This window comes from Paenibacillus sp. FSL H7-0357, from assembly GCF_000758525.1.
Lineage (GTDB): Bacteria > Bacillota > Bacilli > Paenibacillales > Paenibacillaceae > Paenibacillus_AQ.
In genome coordinates, this window is sequence record NZ_CP009241.1 from 7080075 (window position 1) to 7100187 (window position 20113).

Consider the following 20113-nt stretch of genomic DNA (forward strand, 5'->3'; position numbering starts at 1 on the left):
CCATGGACTTATGCAACAGGTTGGTCAGGTACGGTAGGCCGCATTGATCCGCACATAATCATAAGTGAGATCACAGCCCCAGGCTGTAGCCGTACCGTCCCCATCAGATAAAGCTACGGTAATCAATATCGTATCGCTCTTTTGCAAATAGTGAAGTGCCTTCTCTTCATCAAAAGCAACCGGACGCGACTGCTTCAGCACCTCGATCTCTCCCAGCGAAATGTCTACACGCTCTGGTGATACAGGAACTCCCGCGCGTCCCACCGCAGCAATAATTCTTCCCCAGTTGGCATCCGCACCGAATATCGCCGATTTGACCAGACTGGAGCCGACCACCGTTTTGGCAATCGCACCTGCAGCCTCGTCATGGACCGCCCCGCTGATCTGCACTTCAATAAGCTTCGTTGCACCCTCGCCGTCACGGGCAATTGCCTTGGCCAACGTCTTGCAGACATGTATAAACGCAGCAGCAAAAGCATCCCAATCCGGATGAAGCCGCGTCAGCTTCTCGTTCCCGGCCAGACCGCTGGCCATCGCTACCAGCATATCATTGGTGCTCGTATCTCCATCCACCGTGATCATATTAAATGTTGAATTGGTAGCCGTGCGCAGCAGGGTCAGCAGAGCTTCCCCATCAATGACCGCATCCGTGGTCATGAAGCCCAGCATCGTGGCCATATTGGGATGAATCATTCCCGAACCTTTAGCCGCTCCGGCAATTGTAACTTCCTCGCCGCCGACAAGTACCTTCACGCAGCATTCTTTTTTCACCAGATCGGTAGTCAAAATAGCCTGGCAGAATTCCTCCGCACCAGCCGCTCCCTCATCCAGCTTCTCCGGAAGTCCGGCTATTCCGCTGCGTACACAATCCATCTTCAGCAGCTCACCGATTACCCCGGTAGAAGCGACCGCCACATCCAGCTCATTCACACCAAGATGACGTGCAGCGGCGGCGCGCATTTCATAGGCATCGGCTTCCCCCTGTTCACCAGTGCAGGCATTGGCGTTTCCGCTGTTTACGATTACCGCCTGCAATACCCCGTTCGCCAGACTTTCCCGTGTCACCTTCAGCGGAGCAGCCTGAAATACATTGGTCGTATAGACAGCAGCAGCTGTGGCAGGCACCTCGCAAAGGATGGCCGCAAGGTCATTGCGGTCTGTTTTTTTGAGGCCGCAGTGCAGCCCTCCAGAGGTAAATCCCTTCGGTGCAGTTATACTTCCGCCTTCCACGACGGTATATGCTTTAATCTCATTCATTGTATGTTTGACCGCTGAACCTTACGGATACACAGGCGTGTAGCCAAGGCCACGGGTTTCCTCCCATCCCATCATCAAATTCAGGTTCTGAATCGCTTGCCCTGCTGCGCCCTTAACGATGTTGTCAATCACGGACACTATGGTAACCCGACCTGTACGACCATCTGTGGCAAACCCGATATCGCAGTAGTTGGAGCCGCTGACTTCTTTCGTCGCCGGAACTACGCCAGCCCCGCGGACGCGGACAAACGGTCTGCCTTCATAATACTCACGGTATAATTCCACAAAATCCTGCTCGCTATAATTTCCGTTCATCCCGGCATACATCGTACTCATAATCCCCCGGTTCATCGGAACCAGATGCGTAGTGAACGTTACGGTTACCTTCTCTCCGGCAATCTCCGTGAGGACCTGCTCAATTTCGGGGATATGCTGGTGTTTGTTGATTTTATAGGCTTTGAGATTCTCATTGATCTCGGCAAAATGGACCATCAGACTCGTTCCGCGCCCTGCCCCGGAAACTCCCGATTTTGCATCAATAATGATACTGTCATGCTTAATCCAGCCTGCCTTCAGAGCCGGAATCAGCCCCAGCAGTGTTGCCGTAGGATAACAGCCCGGATTAGAGATAAAATCCACGCCGGCGGCACGTTCCCCGAATACCTCACATAAGCCGTAGACCGCCTGCTCCAGGTAAGCTTGAGGGGGAGCCGGATGCTTATACCACTGTTCATACTCCGCACCGTCTTTCAGCCGGAAATCACCCGATAAATCGACGACCTTCAGTCCTGCCTCCAGCAATTGCGGCACCAGCTTCGCACTGACTCCCGACGGCGTAGCCGTGAACACGACATCCGCCCTTCCGGCGATCTCTGCCGGGTCTACACCATCCAGATTGCGCTGGATAATTCCCGTTAAGTGGGGGAAACCATTCTCAATGGGCTCGCCCGCACTCGATGAGGAGATCACTGATGTAACCTCTATATCAGGGTGGTTCTGCAGCAGCCTAATCAGCTCCACGCCTCCATAACCCGTTGATCCGACAATTGCCGCTCTCAGCTTGCCTTCCACTGTCATCCCCACTTCCTGCTTCATGAATTGAATGAATACCGTCCTGCAAATATGTATTATTATACGTCCGAATTAATATAAATACAACATGTTGCGTCAACTTTATTCCAAGCATTTTTAGATTTCCACCGCAGCCCGTGACCCGATATCTAAGAAAAAAGAGAAGCGTTGAGCTTCCCCTAAGGAAAAATCTATGCTTCTCTTTTAAAGCCTTCGCCCAATACTTCATGAGCCTCCGTTATAATGACAAACGCGCCCGGATCGACTGAGCGGACAATGGCTTTCAGCCTCGTAATCTCATTCTGCCCGACAACTGCCATGAGCACCGTACGATTGTCACCAGTATATCCGCCCTCAGCCTTCAGCTTAGTCAGACCACGGTCCAGGTCGTTTAAGATCGCCTGCGATATCTCTTCCGTCTGATCCGAAATAATATACGCAACTTTGGTCGTACTAAAGCCTACCTCCAGCGCGTTGATTACCTTGCCTGTAACGAACAGCCCGATCAATGCGTACATCGCCTGCTCCATCCCCAGTACAAAAGCAGCCAGCGTGATGACCGTGCCGTCCAGCAGCACAACGGAGAGTGAGAAGCTGAACCCGGTGATCTTCTGGATAATCTGCGCCAGAATGGTCAAACCACCTGTCGAACCGCGCCCGCGGAAAACCAGACCCAGACCCAGCCCCACGCCGATACCACCATAGATAGAAGCCAGCAGCGGGTTTGTTGTAGGAACAGGCCCATCTTTGGTCAGGTAAATAAACAGCGGCAGCACAAAGCTCCCCAGCAAGGAGCGGATTCCATATTGCTTGCCGAGAAAAATGATCCCCAGTACAAACAGCGGGATATTCAGCGCCCACTGCGTAAATGCCGGCTCTGCATGAAACCAGGCTTCGGCAAGTACGGACAATCCCGATACCCCGCCGGATGCAATCTGGTTCGGCAAGAAAAACAGATTAAAAGCAAGCGCGGTAATCAGCGACCCGACCAGGATGAGCACAATATCTACGGTATGGCGCAGCGGACCGTTCAGCGGGATCAACGGGGGTTTGTTGCGTGAATTGATTTTTTGCATGTATGCCTTTTCTCCTTAAGATGTGATCTTGCTTATATATCGCCGTCAAGTCAAGTTGTTGTTCCAGAGCGTTTCAACTACTTTGCGGGAATTACAGGCATTTCATTCTTACATCACAAAAATTCCTACACCTCCGAAGACGCGTAGGAATACAGTTCTGCTTATTCAACCTCTGTTTTAATTTGACTCCGCAAGTACCCGTCAATGAACAGATCCAAATCGCCGTCCATGACCGCTCCGACATTCCCTGTTTCCACGGAAGTGCGGTGATCCTTTACCATGCTATAGGGATGGAATACATAAGAGCGAATCTGGCTTCCCCAGGCAATATCAGATTGCTCGCCGCGGATCTCATCCAAATGCTGCTGTTGTTCCTGCAGTTTGCGCTCATACAGCTTGGAACGGAGCATTTTCATTGCCTGTTCCCGGTTTTTGATCTGCGAGCGCTCGTTCTGGCAGGTTACCACTACACCTGTCGGTAAGTGGGTAATCCGCACGGCAGAGTCGGTTGTATTGATATGCTGACCGCCTGCGCCGCTCGCCCGGTACGTATCGATCTTCAGATCCTCTGTACGGATCTCCACCTCTACGTCATCGGATATTTCCGGAACGACATCACAGGAGACAAAAGAAGTATGGCGTCTTCCGGAAGAGTCGAACGGTGAAATGCGCACCAGCCGGTGGACCCCTTTTTCAGTCTTTAAATAGCCATAGGCATTAAAACCCTTGATCAGCAGTGTAACACTCTTAATCCCCGCTTCATCACCCGGCAGATAATCGAGCACCTCTACTTTAAATCCGTGCTTTTCCGCCCACCGCGTATACATTCGCAGCAGCATCTGTCCCCAATCCTGGGATTCCGTTCCACCAGCACCCGGGTGCAGCTCCAAAATTGCATTCAGCTTGTCATACGGCTGGTTCAGCAACAGCTGAAGCTCGAACTCATCGACTTTACTGCCCACACTGCGGATGGTTCCGGCAATCTCTGCTGCCAGGGCGTCGTCGCCTTCTTCATCGGCAAGCTCAGTCATCATTGCGGCATCTTCATAATCCTGCTGCAGCTTCTCATACTGATCCACGCTGGATTTTACCGCGTTCATCTCGGCGATTACACCTTGTGCCTTCTCAGGATCATCCCAAAATCCGGGAGCAGCCATTTTCTCCTCAAAGTTTGCGATCATCTCCTGCTTCAGATCTAAGTCAAAGAGACCCCCTAAGGTTGGTTAGTTTCTTGCCTATTTCACGCAGGTCTTGCTTCACGTTAGCATCGATCATATGGTTCACTTCACCTTTCAAAAATAAGTGGTTGCGCCGGGCGGCTGATTGGACTTAGGCGACATGGGAGTCCAACGCGCTTCGCTGGCGGAATTGGTCTTTAGAACAAAGCGTATTATTCGGTGATGCCCGTAACTGCGTGGAATGTTTGGACTTCCGGCCGCTGTTGTCTTCAGATTTCTTGATTTTATCCGCTATTAGCGGTAGAAATCCGAAGACAAAGGCGGACGCTAGCGCTCCTACAGTTCCAAACTTCCCCTCCGTTACTCTCACCTTCATGGCTAGGTTCTCAAGAACGATTCCGCGTGGTCCGCTTCTTGGTCACCAAAAGATCCCAAAGTCCAAAAAAGCGGCCGGGCCGCAAAACGGGGGAGTCCCCCGGGCCCAGCCGCATTTTATTGTCATTATAACCTTTGAAGCAATGGACAAGACCTAAAGCGCACTTGGTAAAAAAACATTCGCAGCTTCAGATCTTCTCACTATTTTACCGGAAGACCGGACATCTGAAAATCATCCAAATGTCTTACGCGTTCTGTCCGTGGCAGTTCTTGTACTTCTTGCCGCTTCCGCAAGGGCAAGGGTCGTTGCGGCCAATCGCAGACTCTACATGCACCGGACGTTTCTCGGCAGGCTCGGCATTTGTGGAGATTTTGTCCTCTTCCACTACTGACTGGCGTTCCTGATTCGTCTCAATGTGCGCCTTCATAATGTAGGTCGCTACTTCTTCCTGAATGCTGGCGGTCATGGCATTGAACATTTCAAAGCCTTCGAATTGATATTCGCGAAGCGGATCAGTACCGCCGTAAGCGCGCAGGTGAATCCCTTGACGAAGCTGATCCATCGCATCAATATGATCCATCCATTTGCTGTCTACGGAACGAAGTACGATAACCTTCTCGAATTCGCGTACCAGCTCAGCACCCAGACGTTCTTCACGGGCTGCATATTTCTCCAGCACACGGGTGAAGATGTACTCGATGATCTCTTCAACTTCCTTGCCCCAAAGATCGTCACGTGTCAAAACGCCTTCTTCCAACAGCTTGCTGTTTACATAATCAGCAACCTCTTGAAGCTCCCAGTTTTCCGGAATATCATCACTACAGTGGGCGTTAACCACACGGTCAATGACCGGCTTGATCATTTCCACTACGATATCTTTAATGTTGTCAGACTCCAGAATTTCACGGCGTTGTTTGTAGATAATCTCACGCTGCTGATTCATTACGTCATCATATTGCAATACGACCTTACGGATATCAAAGTTGTTACCTTCTACCCGCTTCTGGGCAGATTCCACTGCACGGGTAATCATACGGCTCTCAATCGGCTGATCTTCTTCGAATCCGAGACGGTCCATCATATTCAGGACATTGTCCGCTCCGAAGCGTTTCATCAGTTCGTCGCCAAGCGACAGATAAAATTGAGTTGAGCCCGGGTCGCCTTGACGTCCCGCGCGTCCACGCAGCTGGTTATCAATCCGCCGGGATTCATGCCGCTCCGTACCAATAATATGCAGGCCACCAAGATCGGTCACACCTTCACCCAGTACAATATCCGTACCACGGCCAGCCATATTCGTAGCGATAGTTACTGTTCCCGGTTGTCCGGCATGAGAGATAATTTCTGCTTCAGCCTCGTGATGTTTGGCGTTCAGCACCTGGTGTCTAACACCCTTGCGTTTCAGCATTTCAGATACGCGTTCGGAATTCTCGATGGATACTGTACCTACCAGTACTGGCTGGTTCTTTTTGTGGCGCTCTACAATCTCCGCTACTACAGCGTTGAATTTGCCATTTTCGCTCTTGTACACGACGTCTGGCATATCATCACGTTTGTTAGGTTTATTGGTCGGCACCTGGAGAACTTCCAGCCCGTAGATCTTCTTGAATTCCTCTTCTTCCGTCTTCGCAGTACCTGTCATACCACCCAGCTTACGGTACATCCGGAAGTAGTTCTGGAACGTAATTGTAGCGAGCGTCATGCTTTCATTCTGTACCTGAATCTCTTCCTTGGCTTCAATCGCTTGATGCAGTCCGTCACTATAACGGCGTCCGGCCATCAGACGGCCCGTGAATTCATCGACAATAACAACCTCTTCATCATTTACTACATAATCCACATCACGGCGCATAATAGCATTAGCCTTGAGGGCTTGTACGATATGATGGTTCAAGGTTACATGGGCATGGTCGTATAGATTCTCAATGCCAAAAGCACGTTCAGCCGTAGCGACACCCTTCTCGGTCAAAGCCACGGACTTCACTTTAATATCAATCGTATAGTCCTCTTCAGCAGTCAGCTTCTTCACGAAACGGTCTGCGGCGTAATACAACTCTGTCGATTTCTCAGCCTGTCCGGAAATAATAAGCGGGGTACGGGCTTCATCAATCAAGATGGAGTCAACCTCATCAATAATACAGAAGTATAGCGGGCGTTGTACCATTTGCTCCTTGTAGAGCACCATGTTGTCACGCAGGTAGTCGAAGCCGAATTCATTGTTCGTGCCATACGTAATATCGCAGGCATAAGCGCTTTGTTTATCAGCATGGTCCATACCGTTCAGGTTCACCCCGACGGTCAAGCCCAGGAAGTTATAAATTTGTGCCATTTGCGCACTGTCGCGCTGAGCGAGATAGTCATTTACGGTTACAACATGCACGCCTTTACCCAGCAATGCATTCAAATATACCGGCAGCGTTCCTACCAGTGTCTTACCTTCACCTGTCTTCATCTCGGAGATCCGGCCTTCATGCAGCGCCATTCCCCCAACCAGCTGTACGTCAAAATGCCGCATGCCCAGCGTCCGTTTGGAAGCTTCGCGTACGGTTGCAAAGGCCTCGGGAAGAATCTCTTCCAAGGTTTCGCCCTTCTCAATACGGGCACGGAATTCTTCAGTCTTAGCTTTGAGCGCTTCATCCGAAAGCGCCACAAAATCCGGCTCCAGTCCATTAATTACTTCGACCGTCTTCATTAGACGTTTGACATCCCGTTCATTGGTGTCGCCGAATATTTTCTTTACAAGTCCTAGCATGGTTAACCCCTTTCATGCAACACAGATGGTGGAATCGAGCCCATCCCACAAAATTGAAAGGGCCATATATTATTTCGATTCCGCTGCTTCATAAATTGTAACAGTTTGTAAGAGATGCCGCAATACGAGCAGGCCGCAACCTTATTTTACAAAAAAAGCTCAGTCGCGTTTTAACTTCATATTTTCGCTGAAATGCCGCTGTACCTTTGGAGGGCAATGTCGCCCTTTTTTCTGTCTCCGTTTATATACGCACAAGAGCCCTATTCGATTCACACGAATAGGGGCTCGGTTAATTTTCTACGTCAGACTGAAACGAATAACGCTGCCTCAGCTATTGCCTTGTTGATTTTCAGAATCTAGTTCTGTTCAATCAAGCCATACTTTCCATCATTCCGTTTGTAAACAACACTCACTTCAGAAGTGTCGATGTTGGAGAACACAAAGAAATTATGTCCAACCATGTTCATTTGCAGGATCGCTTCCTCGACATCCATAGGCTTCAAGGTAAACCGCTTGTTACGCACAACTTCCAAATCATCATAATCCTGTTCCTCTACAGCAACAGCACTAGGGGATCCTTCTACAAACAGCGTCTTCAGGCTTCCTTCCTGGCGGAACTTACGATTAAGTTTGGTCTTGTGCTTACGGATTTGGCGTTCCAGCTTGTCCACAACTGCATCAATGGAAGCGTACATGTCATCACTGCGGTCCTCGGCACGAAGCGTCACACCTGCCAGTGGAATGGTTACCTCCACCGTATGAAGGCCGCGGACAACGCCAAGCGTCACATATCCTTCTGAGGTAGGGGGTGCATCGAAATACTTCTCAAGTCTGCTGAGCTTCTTATCAACATATTCTCTCAAAGCGTCGGTCACTTCAATTTGTTGACCTCGAATGCTGAATTGCATGGGCACTCCTCCTTTGTTTACATTTTCATTATACCAAATTGTCAGCGCTAAGTAAAAAACAAATCATGACAGCCTTTACATTTAGCTAACATAAGATGCGATTATTTCCCCGAAAATACACAATTGGCCCGGAAGGGGCAGTTTTTAATTACCCTCTTCCGGACCAAAGTCAATTACTTCTACTTAGTATGAATACGCAGGATCTCCACCGGTGACCATGTGTTTTCACTGCCGGTAATGAGATATACCTTGTAGCTGGTATTCGCAGTCAGGCCGGTTAAGCCCAGCGTCTGTCTTACTCCAGGAGCAGGGGCAGGGCTGATTAAACCCGTCCAAGGAGCTGACAGCGCTGTTCCTGCACTATCTTTTCCCTGGGCAATTTGAGCTGCATTCGGATCAGCTGCATTAGCCGGCAACACCACATATCTTACCGGTGCAGCAGTCCCACCTGCTTGCCCGTAGGTGACATACACATCTGCTGTAACCGTACCTATCTCCCCTGGTTTAACAGCAGTAATAGACGTTGCACTGCTTGCAGCAGTGGTTAAACGCAGTGTCGATACTTCAGACCAGTTTCCGTAAGAATCAGCAAGCGTTACATAGGCTGCATACTCAGTACCCGCCTGCAAGCCATAGACAGAGAAGGATACAGTTGTATTGCCTGTTGCTGCAGTCTTCCCGCTATAGACACCAGCTGTTCCGGCACTGGTCAGGCCGTCTCTAATCTGCAAAGCGCTCGGTGCCGATACAGTACTGCTGTAAGGTGCCACAACATAATAGACATCGCCAGTCACTGAAGGTGTAAGATACACATCTGCTGTAACAACACCAACATGGCCGTAGGTTACACCACTTACAGATGGAACAGTGATGCCACCGCCATTGCCTCCTCCACCACCGCTGCCTCCGCCTGTACCGCTAGTTGGAATTGGCGTTGGTGCAGGTGTTGCCGAAGGTGCAGGTGTCGCGGTTGGCGCGGTTGTTGGCGTAGGTGTAGGTGTTACAGTACCACCAGAGCCATCCGGCCGGTTAGCTACCGAATTTCCGATGATGGTAACCGCTTCGGCTCTTGTCAGCGATTTCTTAGGGCCGAAGGTTCCGTCTGTATACCCGTTGATAATTTTCTTATTGGCTACCGCAGCAACGGATCCCCGTGCCCACACAGAAATCTGGGCACTATCCTTGAATGCAAGTGTAGTGCTGCCTGTGTTCAGACTAAGTAATCTGGCAGTAATTGCCGCTGCTTCCTGTCTTGTCAGCGGGCTTAAAGGGCGAAAGGTTTTGTCGCTAAAACCGGCGATATATCCGGCTTTTACAGCTTTCGCTACTTCATTGTAAGCCCAGTTGGATTTTTGAAGATCCTTGAAGCTGATAGCCGCCGTATCCGTGAATCCAAAGAGGCGGTTTACAAAAGCAACGTATTCGCCCCGGGTAATCACCTTATTGGGCTTAACCGTACCATCAGGGTATCCACCCAAATATCCTTTGTCCAGCCAGTTCTGCAGTTGGCTTTGTGCCCAGTGTCCCTTAATATCCTTTGGCACAGAAGCGGCAGAAACACTGCCCAGAGCCCCGAACAACATGCTAACTCCAAGTAGTACGGTCATAAATCCACGCCATGTTTTCTTCATTCAGCTGTTCATCCTCCTGAGTGTTTGATGGGCATAGGCTTCACTCATCGCTTCTTCCACATCCTCCCGGAAGCATACGCCATAGTTGTGTATGTCGAGGCACATTGAGAGCCCAACGTCTTACATTACCCTCTACAAGGGTGAATCTAACAAAAAATTGGCAAAATGTTGGGAACTGTTGATTTAACCTACGCTCATTCTTTCTTATTTTGCTACTCTGTTAATTACCTGAACAACAAAAAAGGACCTCGGGAGTAATCCCAAGGTCCGCGCTAGCGTAGTCTCAATTGCTAACCATCTACCATATATGTAGGTCGGCTTCGCCGGATGATTATAATTTGATGACGTTAGCTGCTTGTGGTCCGCGTGCGCCTTCTACGATATCAAACTCTACGGATTGTCCTTCATCCAAAGTCTTGAAACCGTCAGTTTGAATCGCGGAGAAGTGTACAAATACGTCGCCACCATCGGCAGTTTCGATGAAGCCATAACCTTTTTCTGCGTTAAACCATTTAACTTTACCTTCCATTGATTAAACATTCCCTTCGTCATCAGATGAACGTGAGTCTTGCTCACAAGTCGACTATACCACCGCTGCTTCTTTATTGTCAATTGGAATAGTAAATGTTTTCTTTCAATAAATTACCATCCCTAAATTTAATATAAAGTCGTCATACTTGTGATATTTTTCATCAAAAAAGGAGCAGACGCTATTTAATACCCGCCTGCTCCTGAGATGAATCATCAGGAAATTATTATTTTTTCCGGTCCATCAGGAAGCTGTCCGGGGTGTATCCGGCTTCGTAGGCATTGCGCTGTGCTTTAGCCTGATTCCGTTTCTGGAGCCAATCTTGAGCTTCCAGGCGGAGGACATTCATGCGGGCAGTGATTTCTGTATCACGCTCCACAATCCGTGCGATTTCGACCTTTTGCGACTCTCGTGCAGGATTAGACGAAAGCTGGCGAGTCATGTCGTCTATCAGTTGCTGACGCTCCTCCACAAAAACTTCAAGTTCCTCATAATCAGCATCGTTCAGCCGCTCCAGGATGTCTTTCGTCAACAGCTGCAGCTGCGTAATCAGCTCATCCATGCGAGCTTTCCGTCGGTAACGGCGCCTGGCCGCCCTGGCCAGCCGCAATTTTGGAGGCCTGCAGCCAGGTCTCCCGCAGTTCGGTTAAGTAGCCTACCGCTTCCTCAGCTTTCACTGCATCCTTGCGGATATTCGCTTCTACGAGCAGGAAACTCGTATACTCGTAGAGTGAATATAGTCCTTCAGACACCTCGTAGCTACGATCAAGCGTACTCATCAGCTCACTGACGATGGTTTGCGCCTTACCGAGATTAATATTGGTTTTTTCAAGATCGTTCCGTTTCAGACCGTCCAGCCCTGCCCGGATGAAGCGGATGGCTCCGTCATAGAGCATGATCACCAGTTGGGCAGGTGTAGACGTCTGAACGGAAGACTGGCGGTATTTATCGTATGGAGAATTAATCAATGATCTCACCCTTTAACTGTTATGATGATTGACCCATGCTGGATAGTAAACTGGAGGACTGAGATTGCATCTTACTCATTGCCGTTTCCATCGCAGTGAACTGCTTGTAGTAGCGATTCTCCGTATTTGCCAGGTTTCTCTGCATGAGAAGAATTCGACTATTGTACCCCTTCATCGTCTTACCCATTACACTTTGTTCTTTAAAGGTGCTGGATAGATCCATTGAGTTTTTGTTTGTTCCTGCGCGTTCAGCAATATTGCTAAGTGCAGCACTTATCTTATCTGCCATCTTATCAAAAATACCGTCATTTACAGCATTTCCCGGACCCTGGAACAGGTCAAGAGCAAGCTGAGGATTTGCACTGATGGCAGCCTTCAGCTTCGTTTCGTTCTCAATCACCAACATGCCGTCTGAGGCATAATTCCCTGTGGTAATCCCAAGCGTACTAAGCGGACCCAACTTCTCCGTTATAACTCCGCGCATTTGGGATAGGACATTTTTTATAATGTCATTATTCTTTAGAAGACCACTTTGTGCCTTCTCTGTCCAGGTCTTAATATCTGCTTCTTTTAATTCCTTCTTCTGCTCATCCGTCAGTGGCCTGAAATCACGATATTTAACTTCATCAATTTTGGAATTCAGCGTTTTGATCAAGCTGTTGTAGTCTTCTATAAAGCCTTTAATGGACTCTATAGCTTTATCCGGGTCAGATTGGGTTGTAATTTTGATCGTATTGTCACCTGTTATTGGAGGTGGAGCGGTTGGATTTGCAGGATCAACAGGACCTCTTATAACCGTTTCCTTCAGCAGCGTCAGTTGGACGCCATTAATTGTGAAAACATTGTCGTTCGTATCTTTAATGAGTTCACCATTAATAGAGACGATGGCGTTCTGTCCAGTCTTAACATTGTAATCACTGGGACTCCCTACAGCAGGCTTTACACCTTTGAACAACTGCAGCAGCTCGAAGGAATCCCCCCCAAGCTTTACTTCGCTGCCAGAGTCCGCAGTCAGCTTCAATTTGCCGCCAGTAAATTCTGCCTGTACTTTAGTTGTACCCGACTTCGCGTTAATCTCAGCTACAACATCATTAATAGATTTTGTTCCGTCAAAGGAGAAGGATTCACCATTGACGCTGAATTTGTATTTCAACTTCTCGGCATCTGCCTCGATTGTCGTATCCAGCAGATTTTGGAGGTGAGCCAATGTTTTGGTACCATCGCTGGTTCCGGCCCCAATGGTCTCTACTTCCGTAACAGTTCTCTTGGTGAATAAAGCCAATAAGGTACTTCCGTCCCCTACCTTTACATCCCTTGTTGCTTTGTATCCAGAAGCTGGATTAGGATCTCCACTGGTCTTGGAGGCAATACTCAATTTCCCTGTAATCTCATCATAGCTTGCAATAGCATTGGCAGTCGGGTGGGAATTAATGGTTGCCACCATCGTTGATATAGAAGTAAGACCATTGAACAGGGATTTGCCATCCTTGTCCTTAAATTCCACCCCATTAATGGCAACATCAAAACCCTTCTTCAGGTACTCGGTTCGGGCATCCTCTGAAAGACTAAATAAATCAACACCATCGAGCTGAGCCAAAGAAGTAACGCTTGGTACTCCTTGTCCTAATCCTGTATTCATCTGCAGCGTTGTCCGGGCAGCCAACTGACTAACACTTACCTCCATGTTAATTCCATTGGCGGAAGCCAGAGCCTCTGCTTTTACGGCATCCGTGTTTCCAGTAGTAATTGCCTTATTCGCATTTAGAGCCGCATTCCCGCCATATTTCACAATCAATTTGTTTTGCCGAAAATCGTAGAGTTTACTGTTCAGCTCCCGGTAGCTTTCCCGCGTCCACTGCAGGAGCTGCTTATCTTGGGTAAGCTTATCTAGGGGCACCCGTTTGGCGGCCATCATACTCTTGACCATGCTATCAATGTCCATGCCTGAGAAACCATTTACACGTGTTACCAAGTTGACACCTCCAAAGGTTATATTTTTTCGTCTACAAGTATTCCTGCGATTTCCATCATACTAGCTACAAGATCAAGCGTCTTCTCTGGCGGAACTTCGCGTATTAATTCACCGGTATCTTTGTTAAGCACCTTCACCATAATATCATGTGTCTTCTCATGGATGCTGATCTCCAGCGTGGTCTGGGGTCCTTGCAGAGATTGAACAGCCCGTTCAATGGTGCGGATCAACTGTTCCTCAGCAACGGATACATTCACGCCCTGCTTTTCTTTCAGACTCATCTCCTTGGCATTACGGATCGCAGAGACTTGATTTACAGGTGATACCGGTCCACTACCCGATGCTGTTGTTGATTCAGTTCTACCCTGTCCGCTTGTTGTAGAACTAGCAGTAAGTGAAAACTGTACATTCATTAACCCCGACCTCCACTATACACTTTAATACTTTATATATCGGTTAGTTTCAGGGATAATTTAGGATTTTGTTCAAGTCAAGCAAAAAAAGAAAAAAGGCCCCGGGTTTCCCCGAAGCCTAGTGTGAAGCGCGTAAATCTTAACGAAGCAATTGCAGAACGCCTTGTGGCTGTTGGTTAGCTTGCGCCAACATAGCTTGTGCAGCCTGAGCAAGGATGTTGTTCTTAGTTTGTTGCATCATTTCTTTAGCCATATCAACGTCACGAACACGGGATTCAGCAGCAGTCAGGTTCTCTGAAGCTGTACCCAAGTTGTTGATAGTGTGTTCCAGACGGTTTTGAACAGCACCCAGTTTAGAACGCTCGCTGGATACGAATGCAGTTGCTTTGTCCAGAACTTCGATAGCTGCAGATGCGCCTTCTTTAGTGGCAATGTTCAGAGCTGCTTCGCCTTTAACATCATTAGTTCCGTTAGTTACAGTATTTGTCTTAGTGAAACCAGCATCGCCAGCTTTACCAGTGATACCCAGAGCATTCGAGCGAACGTCTTTGATGGACAGGCTCATGGATTGGCCTTTGTTTGCACCGATTTGGAAAGAAGTTTCGAAGTCTTTTTGAATTCCGCCATCTTTCAAAGTAAGACCGTTACCATCAGCACCTTTAGCGTTTGATGTGATGACCAATTTGTTAGTATCGGTAGTAGTACCCACAGAAAGAGTTACGCCTTCAATTTTAGTTGCAAGAGTATCTACGATTGCTTTAGCAATATCTCCTGCACCTACGGCACCAGTAGCGTTAGCGGAAGCACTGATGTTAACTCCAAGGCCTTTACCAGTGTAAGCACCTTTTGTAGCATCATAGAACTCAATTTGTTGGTCACCAATCGTGAATCCTGTTCCAATCAATTTTCCAGCAGCAGCGGCTGTAGTAACACTTGTGAAGTCAAGAGTTCCTTTTGCTGCAGTATGCGTTGTGCTGCCTACAGCAGCAGTAGCTCCACTAGTAATCAAACTTGCTGTACCAGTCGCTACAGCAGCAGACATATAACCACTAGTTCCATCGAACTTTCCTCCAGCTGCGGTAGCAACGGCCTTAAGCTCAACGTCATCCGCGGTACCTCCAACTGTGAAACTTCCTTTTAATACATCATTAGCATCAATTGCTTTTTGAAGTCCTGCTCGAAAAGCAGCTGCAGTTGCTGCGGCTTTGGGTGCTGCACCAGTAGCAGCAGTTATAGCTGCACCGTCTGTAGCATCAAGAGTATAACTAATTTCTTGGCCGTTAATTGTTAGTGAGAGCTTATCGTTTGTCGCACCAGCGATAACTTTCAGCGTTTGCGTTGCTTGACCGTGAACGGTTGTACCACCACTAACAAAACCGTCTTGAGCAACACCAGTTCCAGCAAGACTCGCTTTTCCATCACCTTGCAACAATTTCTGAGTATTGAACTCAGTAGTGTTACCGATACGGTTGATTTCGGAAGTCAGTTGGTTCATTTCGTCTTGCAGAGCTTGACGATCGGAATCAGTGTTTGTTCCGTTAGCGGATTGGTTAGCGATTTCGCGTTGACGTTGAAGGATGGAGTGAGTTTCGTTCAATGCACCTTCAGCGGTTTGAATCAACGAGATACCATCTTGAGCATTACGGGAAGCTTGATCCAAACCGCGGATTTGACCGCGCATTTTTTCGGAGATTGCCAGACCGGCAGCATCGTCACCGGCACGGTTGATGCGAAGACCGGAAGACAATTTCTCAATATTTTTACTAGTGTTGGCTGTGTTGATGGACAGTTGGCGATGAGTGTTCAACGCCGGGATATTGTGGTTGATAATCATTTGATATTTCCTCCCTGAAATTAAGTTAGTTCCACATCCATGTGGTAAACGCCGAACCATTAAGGTCGGCCGCCCTGCCGGATCAGCGTCTAATACATATATCGACTGTATGTCCCCAACTGTTTAGAGCTTTTTAAAGTTTTTTTATTTTTCTTTTATTTTTCTTCTCCAATCGACAAAAAAAACCGAGCAGTATATTGCTGCTCAGGTTGGTTAAACAGTTCCGAATATTTAATTATTGGCATTTGAGCCGCGCAGCCGATTAATTAGCGCATTCAAATCAGACTGTTGAGGAGCAACAGATTCACGGTTCGACTCTTGGATGGAGAGATAGACTTCTTTGCGGAAAATATCAACATGTTTCGGTGCAGAAATCCCCACTTTAACTGTATCCCCATCCACACTTAGGATCGTCAGCTCAATCTGGTCCTGTATCACGATGGACTCCCCTTTTCTGCGGGACAGTACGAGCATGTTATCCACCATCCTTTCCGTCTATAGTCGACTGTTCCTGCAGCAAGCTATGCTTCGTATGATAAGGGGCCTTGTGCAAAACAATCTGTTTGCCGGATAGGCCTGTAGGATTGAGTACAACGGGAGCGAGAAGATTAATCGTTGATTGATCTAATTGCTCTTTTAATGTAATAATGCAGCGGACAACGACATCTTTGCCAATCCCTAACTCTTCAGCTTCATCATCCGGCAACTCAAACTCAAAGGTGGGGTAAAAGACAAAGGGATCACCTAATAAGAAAGATAGACCTATGGTTTTTACAGACTGTAATACCCAAAACGGAGTTTCCGCCATCGGTATCAGAGCAAATTCAGTCTCCTCATCGAAGCCGGGCAATCCTTTAGAGAAATGATAGATCTGTTCTTCGTCTATTTCTAGTTTACCCCAAGACAGCGTTTCAATAATCAAGTTGTTCACTCCTTAAAAGTTCTGCAATGCAAAACTATTCCTTAGGCATAATATAATATTATTAGAAAAGTACAAAAGCTATAGAGGCGCTCTAGGCACATCTATAGCTTAACAAGCTACAATTGAACATTCACTTCGGGTGGAATAAACTGAATCGATGCATATTGCTGCATGTAAATATTCAGCTTGCCGCGAGTATATTCAGTCTCCGGACGATGTCTCTCGACTTGTATATCAACCTCTGCTGCCCGAAAGCTAATTTGGGGAGCTCTCGTCTCAATATGGATATCCACGTTATCATAGGAGGCCGGCCCACAAGGCTCAGGGAAGGAATTCGGCTCAGTATCCATGCCATATATTTCAGCTATCGTATTACCAGGCTTAAAAAACTCAGCCATTCTTGTTCCTTGCTCCACTCTGCGGGCAATCGCTTGTAGATACAACTGCTGAATTCCTGAATAGATACGTTTGTTCATATCCAATACACTGCCTCCGTTATAGGCGGCGTGTGCCCTCGTTTGGTCAATAGTAAGCTCCGGCCGGAATGACTGCACGTTGAGTTCCCCTGGGGTAGTCGTTACATTTACCTCTGCCTTGGGCTGAGACATGGAGAACGTGCCGGGATCAGCATCAATACCAATTATCGCCGGTGTCTGCCGAATTTGCAGAATGGACTGCATAAGCGAACTTCACCTCCGTTATCTGATAAAGTCCACGAGTGTGGTAGATATAATCTTAGCACCTACCGACAAAGAGGCATTGTAGATATTCTCTTGAATTTTGGACTTCATAATAAGCTCCTCGTAATCGGCATCTTCCGTCTTCGCTTGCAGATCCGTCAGGTTGATATTGAGATCGCTAAGGCGGTCCTGCATTAATTCCACGCGATTAGTCTTAGCACCTATCTCTGCGCGGGCAGATAAAATGGTTTCAACCCGTGTATCGATTTTGTCCAGTTGACCTGATATGGCTGTTAAATCACCTTTTTTCAAGGCATCAGAAATGTTATTAATAATTGAGAATAGATTATCAGAATCCCCAGTATGACCAAACACATCATTACCAGTCATATTAATAGGCATCTGCACACCTTCACCTACAATATACTGAATTTGTCCAGAATCTGTAGTGACCGGCATGGAAGTGTCATAGGTCCCATCTGCCCCTTTGGCAAAATCATACGGCTTGGCATCATATTTCTCACCATTAAAGATGTATTTACCATTGAGCTTGCTGTTGGAGATATCCACAAGTTGCTGTTTGAGCTGCAAAACCTCTTCGTTGATGCTGTCCAAAGCCGATTGGGGATTGCTTCCTGTCGATGCTTTCACGGTAAGCTCCCGCAGACGCTGCACAACATCTCCTGCCTGGCCCAGCACAGTATCATTATAGTCAAGCCAAGAGAGAGCACCGTCTACGTTCCTGGTATATTGTTCATTTGACGAAAGCTCCGCACGGTAACGCAAGGAATATGTAATTCCTACAGGGTCGTCGGAGGGCTTGTTGATCTTCCGCCCGCTGGCAAGCTGCAGCTGTGTATCGTTCATGGTACGCGCATTGCGGTTCAAGTTAAGCAGCAGCTGTGAATTCATCATATTGGAGGTCACCCTCAACATATGCTCTTCCTCCTCTATCTGCCGACGGTGCCGGTAGAATTAATCAATTTATCGAGCATTTCATCAAAAGTCGTCATAAAACGCGCAGCAGCACTGTAAGCATGCTGGAATACCAGCATATTCGACATTTCTTCATCCAGTGATACGCCGCTTACAGACTGGCGGCGGGAATTCACTTGCTCGACCAGAAAGTCCGAATTGCTTGCCTGGCGGGCAGCCTCTTGTGATTGAATACCAAGCTGGCCAACCATAGAGCTGAGATAGGATCCGACAGTGCCTGTTGTAGAGCCGCTTGCTGTAGTAAATGTATTATTATCTTTGAGATTGCTGAACATCAGGGCCAAGGTATTATTGCCTTTGATCACTGAAACCTGGCCAGCAGCATCAGTAGTTGCACGCATCGAAGTTGCAAATAGACTTGGGTCGGCTGCAATCTCCGGATTTAAACGAATATTGCCGGCAGTGATAGCTTCACCTGCGACAGCAGGGGTAAAAAATGCGCGGCCTGAGCTGCCATCCATACCAAATCCCAACTGATGCATGCCGTTCAGGCCCTTAACAGTAGTTTTCAGATCACCTGTCAGAGGAATAGGAATTGCAGTACCTGCAAGCAGTGTGGTCTTAGTCCCGTCTACATTTATGATTTCTGAGTCTTTGAGTACTGTAGTTCCTGCGGGTACAGTAGAGCCTGCCGGAATAGTAACCTGCACCTCTCCGTTGGCAATCGTATTAGCCAAAGTATCAAGCTGTTTCTTGTAATCTGTGACATAAGTCCTGTTGGAAAATATCATCCCGTAAGCTTCTCCAGCCTTCAGATCTCCAGAATCATAAGCAGCATTAAGGAACGCGCTGTCTACCGTTGCGCTGAGCGCTGCTCCCTGCACAAGATTCCGCCCCCCCAATGAGATGTTATATCCGGCGTCCGTATCTACCACCGTAATATTAGCAATCTTGGACAGCTTGTCCGTCAACAGGTCACGTTGATCCCGCAGATCATTGGCTTGATCCCCCATGCCTTCAATTTTGGCAATGGATTGGTTCAGGTCGACGATAGAACTGAGGTAGGTTTGGATTTCCTTCCCCTTTACATCAATATTGGAGGTAAGATCACGATCAAGATTATTTAGTTGTGTGCTCATATAATTGATTGCATCAGTAAGCGATTGTGTGGTCTGCACTACAATTTTACGGGCCGTTGGGTCCTCTGGATTCTTGCTCAAATCTGACCAAGATTTCCAGAAGTTATCGAGTACGGTCCGGATGCCTGTATCTGAAGGTTCATTCACAATAGCCTCCAGCTTATCAAGAGTATCCGATTGGATGGTCCAGTTGCCGCTGGCGGCACTTTCTCCACGGTATTGGTCATCCAGGAACATTTCCCGGATCCGTTCGATGGAGGTGAATTCTACACCGGTACCCAGCTGGCCAGGAACGGTAGAATTAGTGAGTCCATACGCCTCAATAGGTGAAGCTGCTTTCATATTCACGCGCTGGCGGGTATAGCCCTCCGTATTTGCATTGGCAATGTTGTGTCCGGTTGTATTGAGCGCAGCAGTCTGCGTGAAAAGGCTTCGTCTTGCGGTCTCAATTGAGTGAAATGTCGATGTCAT

Annotated in this window: 18 protein-coding genes; all 18 read right to left on the bottom strand. The window is 47.9% G+C overall.

Annotated elements, in window-relative coordinates:
• Positions 1 to 24: 24 nt before the first annotated feature.
• Positions 25 to 1257, bottom strand: coding sequence for a bifunctional ornithine acetyltransferase/N-acetylglutamate synthase (gene argJ, locus H70357_RS31305; protein ID WP_038597301.1), 1233 nt, complete (start codon positions 1255 to 1257; stop codon positions 25 to 27).
• A 21-nt stretch (positions 1258 to 1278) separates the two neighbouring features.
• The gene (gene argC / locus H70357_RS31310; protein WP_038597303.1) at positions 1279 to 2334 is read right to left on the bottom strand and encodes an N-acetyl-gamma-glutamyl-phosphate reductase; all 1056 of its coding nucleotides are present in this window, start codon (positions 2332 to 2334) and stop codon (positions 1279 to 1281) included.
• A gap of 185 nt (positions 2335 to 2519) precedes the next feature.
• Positions 2520 to 3404 (bottom strand): YitT family protein, encoded by an 885-nt coding sequence (locus H70357_RS31315; RefSeq protein ID WP_038597305.1) that lies wholly within the window; start codon positions 3402 to 3404, stop codon positions 2520 to 2522.
• Between the two features lie 161 nt (positions 3405 to 3565).
• Positions 3566 to 4679 (bottom strand): peptide chain release factor 2 gene (prfB, locus tag H70357_RS31320; protein WP_156130971.1). Its coding sequence is split into 2 segments (ribosomal slippage): positions 3566 to 4606 and positions 4608 to 4679, totalling 1113 coding nucleotides; the frame shifts between segments, so codons are not numbered across the junction.
• Positions 4680 to 5202: 523 nt separating this feature from the next.
• A complete protein-coding gene (gene secA, locus H70357_RS31330; protein WP_038597310.1) occupies positions 5203 to 7710 on the bottom strand; it encodes a preprotein translocase subunit SecA in 2508 nt (835 codons plus the stop codon).
• Between the two features lie 356 nt (positions 7711 to 8066).
• Positions 8067 to 8618: a ribosome hibernation-promoting factor, HPF/YfiA family gene (gene hpf, locus H70357_RS31335; protein ID WP_038597313.1), complete on the bottom strand. Its 552-nt coding sequence runs from the start codon at positions 8616 to 8618 to the stop codon at positions 8067 to 8069.
• 179 nt (positions 8619 to 8797) lie between these two features.
• Positions 8798 to 10249 (bottom strand): S-layer homology domain-containing protein, encoded by a 1452-nt coding sequence (locus tag H70357_RS34675; protein ID WP_052092350.1) that lies wholly within the window; start codon positions 10247 to 10249, stop codon positions 8798 to 8800.
• A 331-nt stretch (positions 10250 to 10580) separates the two neighbouring features.
• Positions 10581 to 10778: a cold shock domain-containing protein gene (locus H70357_RS31345; RefSeq protein ID WP_019915069.1), complete on the bottom strand. Its 198-nt coding sequence runs from the start codon at positions 10776 to 10778 to the stop codon at positions 10581 to 10583.
• A gap of 226 nt (positions 10779 to 11004) precedes the next feature.
• Positions 11005 to 11340 (bottom strand): flagellar protein FliT, encoded by a 336-nt coding sequence (locus H70357_RS31350; RefSeq protein WP_038597316.1) that lies wholly within the window; start codon positions 11338 to 11340, stop codon positions 11005 to 11007.
• On the bottom strand, positions 11333 to 11746 hold the full coding sequence (gene fliS, locus H70357_RS31355; RefSeq protein ID WP_038597318.1) for a flagellar export chaperone FliS: 414 nt from the start codon (positions 11744 to 11746) through the stop codon (positions 11333 to 11335). The genes H70357_RS31350 and fliS overlap by 8 nt, the downstream gene beginning before the upstream one ends.
• Positions 11747 to 11765: 19 nt before the next feature.
• Positions 11766 to 13718, bottom strand: a complete 1953-nt coding sequence (gene fliD / locus H70357_RS34680) for a flagellar filament capping protein FliD (protein ID WP_052092351.1) — start codon at positions 13716 to 13718, stop codon at positions 11766 to 11768.
• A 17-nt stretch (positions 13719 to 13735) separates the two neighbouring features.
• Positions 13736 to 14131: a flagellar protein FlaG gene (locus H70357_RS31365; RefSeq protein ID WP_038597320.1), complete on the bottom strand. Its 396-nt coding sequence runs from the start codon at positions 14129 to 14131 to the stop codon at positions 13736 to 13738.
• Positions 14132 to 14270: 139 nt separating this feature from the next.
• A complete protein-coding gene (locus H70357_RS31370) occupies positions 14271 to 15965 on the bottom strand; it encodes a flagellin N-terminal helical domain-containing protein (RefSeq protein ID WP_038597323.1) in 1695 nt (564 codons plus the stop codon).
• A 231-nt stretch (positions 15966 to 16196) separates the two neighbouring features.
• Positions 16197 to 16439 (bottom strand): carbon storage regulator CsrA, encoded by a 243-nt coding sequence (gene csrA / locus H70357_RS31375; RefSeq protein WP_038597326.1) that lies wholly within the window; start codon positions 16437 to 16439, stop codon positions 16197 to 16199.
• Position 16440: 1 nt separating this feature from the next.
• Entirely contained in the window at positions 16441 to 16887 is a 447-nt protein-coding gene (locus H70357_RS31380) for a flagellar assembly protein FliW (protein WP_038597328.1), read from the bottom strand.
• 116 nt (positions 16888 to 17003) lie between these two features.
• Positions 17004 to 17567 (bottom strand): DUF6470 family protein, encoded by a 564-nt coding sequence (locus tag H70357_RS31385; RefSeq protein WP_038597330.1) that lies wholly within the window; start codon positions 17565 to 17567, stop codon positions 17004 to 17006.
• 18 nt (positions 17568 to 17585) lie between these two features.
• Positions 17586 to 18503: a flagellar hook-associated protein FlgL gene (gene flgL, locus H70357_RS31390; RefSeq protein WP_197073634.1), complete on the bottom strand. Its 918-nt coding sequence runs from the start codon at positions 18501 to 18503 to the stop codon at positions 17586 to 17588.
• Between the two features lie 14 nt (positions 18504 to 18517).
• Positions 18518 to 20113: a flagellar hook-associated protein FlgK gene (gene flgK / locus H70357_RS31395; RefSeq protein WP_038597332.1), complete on the bottom strand. Its 1596-nt coding sequence runs from the start codon at positions 20111 to 20113 to the stop codon at positions 18518 to 18520.